We start from the raw sequence: 11,092 nt of genomic DNA, 5'->3' as shown, positions 1-11,092 counted from the left end.
TTAAAAATCAAACCTTAAGCTGACTTCAGGGTAAATGCCGGCGGTGTTGTAACCTGAAGCCAACTCATACTCTTCATCAAGAAGATTGTCGACCTTGCCATCCAGACGCCAGTTTTCGTTAAAGGCATAGTGACCGCGGAGGTTCAGCACAGCGTAGCCGGGGAGATCTTCGCTTCCATCGGGTCTTTCACCCTGGCCTTGAATACTGCCACCCAGGCTCCATTTTTCAGCCAGGTAATCAACATCAACTTTCCCGTGCTGCTTGGCTCGGCGAGCAAGTTGATCACCGGTTTCAGTGTTTTCAGGGTCTTGAAGAGTTAAAGAAGCACCGAAACGCCAGTCATTCAGGCGATATTGAGCATCAAATTCCAGGCCACGAATACGGACTTCGTTAATATTGACATTTGTGCTATTTTTCCAGGCAATCAGATTATCTATTTCGTTATTGAAAACACTAACTCTGGCTCTAGAACCTAGCTGGTTGTTATAGGCAACCCAAGCTTCATAATTAACCGACTCTTCGGGCTCCAGGTCAGGATTAGCTCCAAAAGGGCCAAAAAGTTGGCCTATCCTTGGTGCAAGGTAACCCTGAGCGGCACTAGCACCAACTTGAGTATCTTCAGACCAATCCCAAGCTAAGGCAAGGTTGCCAGTAGCTTGACTGCCAAAAAACTCATCATCGTCATAACGACTACCTAAAGATAAATTTAGTTTATCAAGAAACTGAAAGTTACCTTGGGCAAAAATGCCGTATGCATCCCTTTGGGTTTTATCATAGTCATCTACTTCCAGCAGTTTTTCTTGGCTGACGTCAGCACCTACAGCTGCGGAATAGTCTTCGTAGTTAAATTGATGTTCCAATTGCAGGTTATCGCGACGAAATTTAGCTGAGAAGTTTTCGTTTCCATCTGCAAAATCTTCACGCTTCTCTTCGTTTCTGCCGACATTGACGAGCATATCCCAGTTTTGGTTTAGTTCAGCTTCCCAGCCTGCTTGCAGAGTTGTCACTTCAAATTCTTGATGGGAATCTGCGGGGGTGCCACCAAAGCCGTCATATTCACTCTCACCGCGATTATGCAGAACCCTGAAACCCAGTTGATGTTGTTCACCGAGATCCTGTTCCAGTCCCAGGTTAATGCTGTAATGCTCATAGCCATCTTCTTCGCCGGTGGTATCAGCAGTTTGGGCGTTAAAGCCTTCACTCTCTTCCAGGTGTAAGCCCAGATTAAAACGAGTGGCTTCATTACCAACACGCAGATCACCATCCAGAGAGTACGTTTGGTAGCGACCGATGCGCTCGCGCAGATAACCTGCATAGGGTTGGTCATGCTCTTTGCGGGTGATGATGTTGATGACACCGCCCAGAGCATCGGCACCCCAGGCGCTGGATTGTGGGCCACGGACGATTTCCACACGCTCTATCTGGGAAACCGGAATAAATTGCAGGCTGGCACCGCCAAATGCAAGATCATTGATCTTTTGACCATCAACCAATACGAGAGTATGGCGGGATTCTGCACCGCGCATGAATACGCCAGTGGTTGCCATTTTGCCGCCTGTACGACCTATTTCAATACCGGCCTGGCCTTGCAACAAGTCAACCAAAGTGGAGGGTTGCAGACGATCAATATCGGCACGGGTAATCACGCTAGTGGCGGCCAGAGTCTGGCTTAACGGCTGGGAAATCCGCTGGGCGGTGACCACCAGAGGATCCAGTTCCTGGCTGTCATTGGCCAGAGTGATCGCGGGAAAGCTCAGGCCCAGAGCAAGCGTCAGGGGGGCGTAGAAAAAAGATTTCTTGGGATAAAACTTGTTCACTGCTTGTTTCCTCAATCGCATTTTGTGTAGCGATGAGGGAGGACACGGCTAAGCCCATCAACCCTTGAAGTTGATGGTTGAATACTTGGCCAGGTGAAGCCCTCCGCATCACCAGGGATGCCCAGGCATTAAATCAACACTGGGCGAACCTTTTCAGGCCGGTCTCCGGGCTCAATGCGGGTGATGTAAAACCACCAGTTTGCTCCGCCTTCCCATATCCGAAAATACAGTGGCTACTAGGAGCAACAACATCCTACCGTTGCGGGGGCAGCTCAGGCTTGGCAGTTTCCTGCATACCTGCTTCCCGTTTAACCTTGAGGAGTGCTTCAAGGCACCTGAAAAAGTGTTGGCTATTGTCGCTATTGCTGGCAGCCTGTCAAGGAAAGGGTTAAGGTTTCCCGTTATTTGTCAGGAGTTCAGTATGTCCAATGATGAGCGTGATCAACGTCATAACCAGCGCATGCAGCGCCAGAAACAGGTGGTTGATGGAAGTATAGCAGAGGCCACAGAAGAAAGAGGGGTGGTTGTTGTGCACACAGGTAATGGTAAAGGCAAAAGCACTGCAGGTTTTGGCATGCTGGCGCGGGCACTGGGTCATGGTATGCAAGCGGGAGTAGTGCAGTTCATTAAAGGCAGCTTCAGCACCGGAGAAGAGGCTTTTTTTCGCCGGTTTCCTGAAGTTGGCTACCATGTGATGGGAGAAGGCTATACTTGGGATACCCAGAATCGAGCTCAGGACATAGCCACTGCCGGAAAGGCTTGGGCCCAGGCTAAAGAATTTCTGGAAGATCCTGCGGTTGATTTGGTTGTCCTGGATGAGCTGAATATCGCCTTGAAATTTCAGTATATTGCGATTGAAGAGGTACTGGAAGCTCTGGCGCAGCGCCCAAAGATGCAGCATGTGGTGATCACCGGTCGCGGTGCCCGCCAGGAACTGATTGACGCAGCCGATACGGTGTCCGAACATCGCGAAATCAAGCATGCTTTTCATGCCGGAGTCACGGCACAAAAGGGGGTGGAATTATGAGTAGCGAACACGATTTGACGCCACTGACTGAAACACAAAAACAGCAGTTGGCGGAAAAACTCAGCCCGGAAGCCCGGCGTATCCTCTTGAATCAGGGTACGGAGCCCCCTTTTTGTGGAGGTCTGCTGGACAACAAACAGGAAGGGGTCTATCACTGTGCGCTGTGTGAGCTGCCCTTGTTTTCCTCGGAGCATAAATTTGAGTCCCACAGTGGCTGGCCGAGTTTTTACCAGCCGGTCAACAAGGCGCACCTTCGCTATCTATCGGACAGTTCCGCAGGCATGATCCGTACGGAAATCCGCTGTGCCCGTTGTGACGGTCACCTGGGGCATGTTTTTGATGATGGGCCTGAGCCTACCGGAGAGCGTTATTGTTTGAATTCAGTGGCCATGCAGTTTCAGGCTTCTGAGTAGCCAGGGGCAGGCTGAATACGAGACAGCTGCCACCTTCCAGGCCATCCTCAATATAAATCCGGCCCTGGTACTTACTGAGCAGCTTACGCGCCAGGGCCAGACCCATGCCCGAACCTGGCTGCTTGTTGGAGACAAGACGGGTGAAAAGCTCAAACACCGATTCACGATACTGGGCAGGAATGCCACTGCCATTGTCAGCCAGATAAAAGGTGGCGGTGTTTTCTGTCAGGCTGACAGCTATTTCAACCTGCAGGGGTCTTGAAGGGTGTTGATAGTGGCAGGCATTGTGCAACAAGAGGCTGAACAACTTTTCCAAAGCTGAGTTATCCATTATCACCCAGGGCAGGGCCGAGCGCACTTCAATGCTGGCTTGTTGTTCAATGTCTGTGTCAGTAAGGGCTTTTTTAAAGGCCTCTTCACTGTTGCAAATGGCTTTCAAATTGTAGTCTTCCTGATCAACAGCCAGATAACCCTGTGCTGCCCTGACCAGCTCGGAAAGCCGAAAGGCCTGAGTATGAATAAAATCGACAGCCAGCTTGCTGGCTTGATCCTCGCGCAACAGGGGGCTCAACTGCAACTGTTGAGAGTAGGTGGCAAGCCTGCGAACGGGTTCCTGAAAATGGTGGGTCATGGCTTCGTTCAGCCGGGATAATTCCCGGTTGTGATCCTGAACACTGGCCAGCAAGGCTTCACGCTCAGCCATCAAACGAATTTTATTCAGGGCAATGGTGACCAGGGTGCTGACCGAATTGAGGAAATCGATCTCTTTCTGTTGCCAGTCACGCCTGGCAAAGACCTGATTGAGAACCAGAAGGTAAAAGCCATCCTTTCGAAAAGCAAAAGGGAACCAGAGTAGGCTTTGAATGTGCATCTGCTCATGCAGGATTTGCGCAGAACTATCTTTCAGGAGCGCTGGATGAACGGCATTGGCATGACTGCTCAAGTGGCCGCGTTTTTGCCAAAGAGCTTCGGCCCCTTCCCGAAACAGGGCCAAAGGGTAATTGCCTATGCTTTGTTCAATCGAGTTTTTATCGGGGTTCAGCCATTCATGCAGGCCATCCAGCTTATCCTTGTGAAAACTCAAGTCGTAAATCACCACCCGATCCGCTTTCAGGACTTGTCCGGTACTCTGGCAGGTTTCCTGCAGAAGATGCCAGGTGTTCTCATGAGTGGCTATGGCATGAGCAATTGTATTCAGCGCCCGGGCATAATAGCTGGGAAGATTTGCTGATGGAGCAGCTTCTTGCTCGCTAACCATGAGCTTCAGTCCTGAAGTCAAAGTGAATGATAAGTAACTATACTGGCATTGTAGCTATTAACCTTACGTTAAGAAAGGTTGAGCCCAATTATCGAGGCATCAGGCTGACATTGCCCAGTTTTTCCAAAGGTTCAGGGTGGCCAAGGTGATAGCCTTGTGCAAAATCAACACCCAGCTGTTTTAAAACGTCCAGAATAGCGGCATCTTCAACAAATTCGGCAATCGTTTGTAATTTCAGAAGGTGACCGATGTTGTTGATGGATGCCACGATGGCTTGGTCAAGCGAGTTTTCCGCGAGTTCACGAATAAAAATGCCATCAATTTTCAGGTAATCGACTTCCAGCTGTTTAAGGTAACCGAATGAAGAAAGACCACTGCCAAAATCATCCAGTGCAAAACGGCAGCCAAGCTTTTTGAGCCTGGAAATGAAATCCTGGGCTCTCGACAAGTCAGCCATGGCCGTGGTTTCGGTAATTTCAAAGCAGATGTAGTGGGCTGGAATACGGTGTTTTTCAATATTTTTTCGGATTTCTTCCAGACAGGTGCCATTACCGATGGAGGCACCTGACAAATTGATGGAGCAGTAAAGAGGCAGGTTGGACTGCTGTAGCTGATCTCCCATCCATGCCAGGGTGTTGCGAATCACCCAGAGATCAATCTGTGGCATCATGTTGAATCTTTCTGCAGAAGGAATAAAAGCACCAGGTGGAATAACCTGTCCTTCAGAGTCCTGCAGGCGCAACAGGATTTCAAAGTGCTTGCTCTCTTGCTCATCCTCATTCAGTGGCTGGATTGTTTGTTGATAAAGTCGAAACTGATCCTTCTCCAGCGCCTCCTGAATTCTGTTAACCCAATGGACCTGTTGCTGCTGGTATTCCACTTGCTTGTTTTCAGGAGCGTAAAGATGAACACAGTTGCGGCCAAGGTTTTTGGCTGCATAACAGGCTGAGTCCGCCTGGCTGAGGATTTCATCAATACCCTGATGCTGTGCATTCAAGTGAACCAGACCTATGCTGACACCAAGAGTAAAGGTCTGCTGCTCCCAGGTGAAACGAAATGCATCAACGGCAAGGCGTAACCTTTCAGCAATTTCCAGTCCTTTTTCTACCGAGCAATACTTGAGCAGTATGCCGAACTCATCACCTCCCAGGCGGGCAAAAGTGTCACTTTCCCTCAACAGTGGCTGTAACTGTCGGGCCAACTGTTTGAGCAGAAGGTCTCCGGCCTGGTGTCCGCAGCTGTCATTGACGATTTTGAACCGATCCAGATCCAGGTAGCAGAGAAGATGTTCCGCATCCGGATCGACGGTTTTAAAATCTTCAGCCAAGCGATGTAAACGTTGTTCAAATTCCCGGCGATTGATCAATCCGGTCAGGTTGTCGTGAATGGCTTGGAAATTAAGTTGTTCCTGAAGACGATTGCTGTGGGTGATGTCTTGAAAGACTAAAACCCAGCCCATAGGTTGACCTTTGTCATCATGCAATCTGGCTGGATTCAGCTCAATATCCAGCACTTGCTGCTTTTGACTGGTGAGCTTCAATGTTTGTTTGCTTTGTTGCTTGCAAATGGCTTCAACAGTCATTAATTCGCCTTCTGCCGTGCTCAGTTCAAATAAATCCTGAACCGGGAGTCCAAATGCGGCTTTTGAAGTCCAACCCAGTAAGTTGGCTGCTACCGGATTAAGGTAAACTGTGTGCATATTCTGATCACAGGTGATAACCCCCTGAGTAATGGCTTCCAGCGTTACCTGAGCCAGCTCGGAATGCCTGTGTAGCTGTTCCTCCATGCGTTTACGTTCGCTAATATCCCGGATGACCGCGCTGTACTGAACACCGCCTTCTGTGGGGCTGGCGGCTGTGGTGATTTCAATGGTAAAACTGTGCCCATCCTGGTGTTGTGCAAGTAGCTCGTGAGGCCCTTCATTGTGCCCGGCCGCCAGTCGCGGTAAAAGTTGCTCCAGTTTTAAATAGGGGTAGAGATTCTGACAGGAAGAGTGCAGAAGATTTTGGGTTGGCTGCCCGGTCAGTCGACCAGCGGTGCTTCCGAACAGGTGCTCTGCACTGGGGTTTACACTGGTAATGATACCCTGCTCTGTAAAGGTGATCACGCCATCACGTATATCCCTGACAATCAGCCGTGTGCGAGTGATCATGCGGTTGAGCTTGTCCATTACCTGATTGTACTGACGTGCGATCTGCCCAACTTCTGTAAAGGGTTCAACAGGCATTTTCTGTTGGAGATTGCCTGTTTTCTCTTGCTCGCTCATGGCCTGGAGGAGTTCATTTAATTCGGTTTTCGCGCCATGTTCGGAAACATTCAGACCGGCCGCTTCTCCTTCAGCTGTGACTCTCAGGGTTATAAAACGTTTTAAGATGATCAAAAAAAGGTAAGCCAGAGTAAAACTGAAGAGGCCGATAACCAGGATACCAAGCAGCTGAATCTGTAGCTGAGCCAAGCGACTCAGGCCAGTCCCCAGGAGTTCGGGTTGTCCAAAAATGGCAACAGCCAGGGTGCCCCAGATGCCTGCTGCAAGGTGAACCGGTATCGCTGAAATGGCATCGTCCAATTGCAGTCTCAGTAGTAAACGGTCAGCCAGCAGCATAACCAGACTGCCTATTGAACCAATCAGTAGCGCTGCTGGAGTGGAGACAGCATGAACACCTGCGGTAATGGCGACCAGTCCTGCCAGAGTGCCATTGATGGTTAAAGGGGTAACCTGTTGCCCATGCAGCCAGGTATTGGCGAGCAGCAGGGAAGTGATCCCGCCTGCAGCGGCAGCCATGAGGGTGTTGACGATAATTCCGGGCACCTGGGCATTGAATTCCAGAGTGCTGCCACCATTGAAACCCAGCCAACCCACAAGAAAGAAGAGCATCCCCAGCATGGCTAAGGGTAGATTGCTGCCCGGTATGTCCTGGGGCTTGCCTTTGACAAAACGACCTGTTCGGGGCCCGAGGACGATAATGGCGGCCAGGGCTACCCAGCCACCGACACTATGAACCACACTGCTTCCTGCAAAGTCGACAAACCCCAGCTGCTCAAGCCAGCCACCTGTAGGACTAAAAGCACTACTCCAGGACCAATTGCCAACCAGAGGGTAGATAAAAGCTGCAATCAGTATGGTCAGAGCCATATAGGTAATGAATCGGCTGCGTTCAGCTATGGCACCTGAAACAATCGTTGCTGCGGTGGCACAAAACGTTAGTTGGAAAAAGAAGAAACCTGCTTCCCAGAAGCTGCTCTGTGAAAAATCGGGAGCCAGCCACTGGGTGTCCATAAAACCCTGTTGATGGCTGCCAAACATCAAATTAAAGCCCAGCAACCAATAAAGGGCAACCACAACCAAAAGGTCAAAGGCATTTTTTAGTGCAACATTGATGGCATTCTTACTTCGGGTCAAACCCGATTCGAGACAAAGAAAGCCTCCTTGCATTGTCAGAACCAGAACAGCAGCCATCAACAACCAGAGTGCATTAATCAGTTCCACTTCGTTCATGTTTGCATCCTTTTTAAAGAGGAAGGTGCAAACAGTATTGATGCAAGTATTATGCCTTTAGTGGGATTTTGTTGCTTTTCAGAGACGAGAAGGGGAAATAGCCTAATAACCTTTAAAAATACCGGATTATTATTGGTGCGTAGGCTGAAATCAAGGCACAAAAAACAGGCCTCCACACCCAAGATCTCCAGGTCAGCCCCTTCTGCTTGACCGTCAGCTCACCATTGAAAAGTCTCCAAAAGGGCTGATACTGATATTTATACAGCAAAGCGAGAAGCAAAGACAAATCAAGAAACAAGCAGAAAAAGAACAGGTTGCTTGCTCCAGAGGCAAGGCTTTGATAGAAAGGGGAACAAAGGAATCACCCCACCACCGCAGGATGCGAGTCACACCATGACCCCATCTCCTGAGGCGGTAGCGTGAAAGCTGTAATCCAGGCACGCACACTTTGTTTGTCAGCCATGCTCAAAAGGACGCAGACAAATCCAAAAAGAGCAATGCATTCAATAATTTGGGAATGCAGCTGCGGAGATAGTGAGCAAAGCAAACATTGGAAACTGTGCATGCACGGTTTTATCAGTGAATAATTAGGGAGACTTGGTTGAACTTAGATACTCAATAGGTTTTCTCTTTTTTAGTAAAACTAACTGATGAAGGATTATGATCAATGAAAGCACTTTTTGTAGAAGAAATTGCCGATATAAATGGTAACGGTGCGGTAGCAGGAATTAAAGAAGGTGATATTATTGTCGCAGTAAACGGCCAGCGGGTTGAAAGTTTTGATACTTTTATAGGTTTGATCTCAGATGAGAATGATAGTGTACTTGATATTGTAAGGGATGGTGTCAGGTTTGATATTGCAGTTAAGAGTGGTAAGGTGGGGATATCACTTATCGCTAAAGATGCAGGTTTTTATATTAGAAATGCAATCAGCAAATCTAGATTAGAAATCAGCAGATCTAAATTAGAAATTGAAGATAATTTTGAAGAATGCAAAAAATTTATGCAAATCACGACAGCCCCAACACTTGAAGGTTATCGTATTGTAAAGACTGTAGATATTATTACGGCTGAATGTGCCTTCGGGATGAATATTTTCAAGGATTTTTTTGCAGGGGTATCTGATTTTTTTGGTGGAAGAAATAAGTCCACTCAAAATGTCTTGAAGGATGCACGTATCACTTGCTTAAATGAGCTAAAGTCTGAGGCTGCAAAACTTGGTGTCAACGCTGTTATAGGAGTCGACCTGGATTACAGTGAGTTTTCTGGTGCTGGTAAGTCAATGCTATTTTTAGTTGCTTCAGGCACAGCTGTGGTTGTTGAGAAAATTGACAGCTAATCATAATTGGTTATAATTTTAAATATCTATTTCTTGATCAAAAATCATCAGTAAAAAGGGTTCGAACCAGGTCTGAATAAAGTAAAGTGCTGCAAGCTGCATAAATACTAGCTTACAGAGGATAAAGCCTGAAAAAGCCGAAGATACAGAATCAACTAAGGGTTGCCGACAAAAACCGGTAACCGAAAATGAACAACAGAGTACGAGCTGTTGTAGGGAAAGCTGGCTGGAAAGAGGTTTTTCTACAAGCTCGTTATGCGAAAAGGAGAAAAACAAGAAATGAATAGAAGATTGGCGACTACCTTCGTTTTGTTGTTTTCGTTGCTTGCTATTTCAAGCGCAGCGAAGGCCTTCAACATCTACAGAGTTGGGGACGTGGTGAAGGGCCGAGAACACAATGAAATGCTAAACCGGTGGATAGAACGTGACTTCAGTATCTGGGTTGGAGTTGATGAGCGAAATAGTGAATACATCTTCTTCAAAGTAAATACCGCATTAAGCACAGCAACGGTAATGGTTGAAAATACAAAATCAATTAAAGAAAAGTTCACAGACGCAGTATCAAAAGCAATTGACTGGTCTGAAGTAGCGAAGAAAAGTAAGGCTGATACCACAAAAGGTCTTGGGTGTTTTGGAGTTGACAGATATGGTCATTGCGAAAAAAACAGCTCTGCCTTCGATGAAGGGCAAATGGGTCTCAAGTTTTTTTCTGCAAATAGCGGAAATCAAACTGATCTAATAGTCGATATTGTTGATAGAAATAATCAATTTTACAAGGCGACGATTTATATAGAGACTGTTGAAATGAAAAAGCTCCTTTCAGCAGCAAAGGGTATTGAAGCAGCTTTTTTAAAAGCTAGGGAAACAGCAAATAATCAAGACCTATTTAAGTAAATTCGTATAAAAATGGACCCAAGGAGCACGCTGCGGTGGTAAAGCTCGTAGATTTAGATCACAAGTGGGCGGTAGCAATTGGAAGAATTTTTGTTGCATTCGGAAGTATAGAAAGTTGTACATACAAGTGTATTGATGCATTCGCTGAAGAGACTATCGCGAAGTTTTTAAAAAGTATGCCATTAGCTAAAAGAACTGAAGTATTAATCGATTTGGTTAGTCCTAAAAATCTTGAAACAGAAAATAAAACTGAATTTCTGAATAACCTAGAAGAAATTCGAAAATTATTAGAAAAACGAAATTTGATTGCCCACAACCCTCTTGTTCTTCAAGTTTATGACGAGGAAACAAGTGACACTGTTTGGCGTGAAAGAATAATTTCGGAAAAAAACAAGAACAAGAGTATCGACTACGATGAAATAATGGTTATTGCTGATAAATCTGAAAGCCTGTCTTCTTCCATACATTCAAATATGGCAAAATTTCGACTAGAGGGTGTAAGCACCTAACAAGGCACAATTCGTTCGCTTTGCTCACTGGGACCTCCGCAGCTATGGCCCCTTAGCACGGCGTTCAGGCTGTAGAAAAACCTAAGAGGTTTCAGTTTTTGAGAATTTTTCTCGCTCCTGCGTAAATTCTGAAGCTATTGATGGTGAAAAGTTCTCTAGAATTTACGTAGGGCCGGCATTTTTAGTACAAAAAATGATCAATTTTTTATGCTGAGGTTTTTCTACAACCTCGTTCAGGCTGTAGATAAACCTAAAAGGTTTAAGTTTTTGAGATTATTTTTCGCTTCTGCGTAAATTCTGAAGCTATTGATGGTGAAAAGTGCTGCAGAATTCACGTA

General features: G+C 46.8%; 8 protein-coding genes and 1 riboswitch. Of the genes, 5 read left to right on the top strand and 3 right to left on the bottom strand.

Annotation, left to right across the window (positions count from 1 at the left end; translation table 11 throughout):
• Complete coding sequence (locus LG323_RS03345; protein WP_404419033.1) at positions 1-1,704, bottom strand: TonB-dependent receptor plug domain-containing protein; 1,704 nt, start codon at positions 1,702-1,704, stop codon at positions 1-3.
• Positions 1,705-1,956: 252 nt separating this feature from the next.
• A riboswitch (cobalamin riboswitch) is annotated at positions 1,957-2,172 on the bottom strand.
• A gap of 67 nt (positions 2,173-2,239) precedes the next feature.
• On the opposite strand from LG323_RS03345, the gene cobO reads away from it, so the two are divergent.
• Together cobO and msrB are read left to right on the top strand one after the other, a co-directional pair.
• The gene (cobO, locus tag LG323_RS03340) at positions 2,240-2,845 is read left to right on the top strand and encodes a cob(I)yrinic acid a,c-diamide adenosyltransferase (protein ID WP_404419031.1); all 606 of its coding nucleotides are present in this window, start codon (positions 2,240-2,242) and stop codon (positions 2,843-2,845) included.
• A complete protein-coding gene (gene msrB / locus LG323_RS03335; RefSeq protein ID WP_404419029.1) occupies positions 2,842-3,258 on the top strand; it encodes a peptide-methionine (R)-S-oxide reductase MsrB in 417 nt (138 codons plus the stop codon). Before cobO ends, msrB begins: the two co-directional genes overlap by 4 nt.
• Here msrB and LG323_RS03330 read toward each other — a convergent pair.
• Both LG323_RS03330 and amt read right to left on the bottom strand, forming a co-directional pair.
• The gene (locus tag LG323_RS03330; protein ID WP_404419027.1) at positions 3,200-4,516 is read right to left on the bottom strand and encodes an ATP-binding protein; all 1,317 of its coding nucleotides are present in this window, start codon (positions 4,514-4,516) and stop codon (positions 3,200-3,202) included. The genes msrB and LG323_RS03330 overlap by 59 nt on opposite strands.
• Before the next feature lie 88 nt (positions 4,517-4,604).
• A complete protein-coding gene (amt, locus tag LG323_RS03325) occupies positions 4,605-8,012 on the bottom strand; it encodes an ammonium transporter (RefSeq protein WP_404419025.1) in 3,408 nt (1,135 codons plus the stop codon).
• A 667-nt stretch (positions 8,013-8,679) separates the two neighbouring features.
• Here amt and LG323_RS03320 point away from each other — a divergent pair.
• The 3 genes from LG323_RS03320 to LG323_RS03310 all read left to right on the top strand — a co-directional run bounded on the left by LG323_RS03320 (position 8,680) and on the right by LG323_RS03310 (position 10,754).
• Positions 8,680-9,351 (top strand): heavy metal-binding domain-containing protein, encoded by a 672-nt coding sequence (locus tag LG323_RS03320; RefSeq protein ID WP_404419023.1) that lies wholly within the window; start codon positions 8,680-8,682, stop codon positions 9,349-9,351.
• Between the two features lie 279 nt (positions 9,352-9,630).
• Positions 9,631-10,245 carry a hypothetical protein gene (locus LG323_RS03315; protein ID WP_404419021.1) on the top strand — a complete coding sequence of 205 codons (615 nt, stop codon included), beginning with the start codon at positions 9,631-9,633 and terminating at the stop codon, positions 10,243-10,245.
• Between the two features lie 35 nt (positions 10,246-10,280).
• A complete protein-coding gene (locus LG323_RS03310) occupies positions 10,281-10,754 on the top strand; it encodes a hypothetical protein (RefSeq protein ID WP_404419019.1) in 474 nt (157 codons plus the stop codon).
• Positions 10,755-11,092 lie beyond the last annotated feature (338 nt).

The organism is Marinospirillum sp. (assembly GCF_044810985.1).
Lineage (GTDB): Bacteria > Pseudomonadota > Gammaproteobacteria > Pseudomonadales > Halomonadaceae > Marinospirillum.
The sequence above is the reverse complement of the archived record's forward strand: the minus strand, read 5'-3'. Positions and strand labels throughout refer to the sequence as shown.

What these genes read in the sequence shown, in the direction of transcription:
- cobO (WP_404419031.1), top strand. Translation starts at nt 2,240, where the DNA reads ATGTCCAATGATGAGCGTGATCAACGTCATAACCAGCGCATGCAGCGC.
- msrB (WP_404419029.1), top strand. Translation starts at nt 2,842, where the DNA reads ATGAGTAGCGAACACGATTTGACGCCACTGACTGAAACACAAAAACAG.
- LG323_RS03330 (WP_404419027.1), bottom strand. Translation starts at nt 4,516, where the DNA reads ATGGTTAGCGAGCAAGAAGCTGCTCCATCAGCAAATCTTCCCAGCTAT.
- amt (WP_404419025.1), bottom strand. Translation starts at nt 8,012, where the DNA reads ATGAACGAAGTGGAACTGATTAATGCACTCTGGTTGTTGATGGCTGCT.
- LG323_RS03320 (WP_404419023.1), top strand. Translation starts at nt 8,680, where the DNA reads ATGAAAGCACTTTTTGTAGAAGAAATTGCCGATATAAATGGTAACGGT.
- LG323_RS03315 (WP_404419021.1), top strand. Translation starts at nt 9,631, where the DNA reads ATGAATAGAAGATTGGCGACTACCTTCGTTTTGTTGTTTTCGTTGCTT.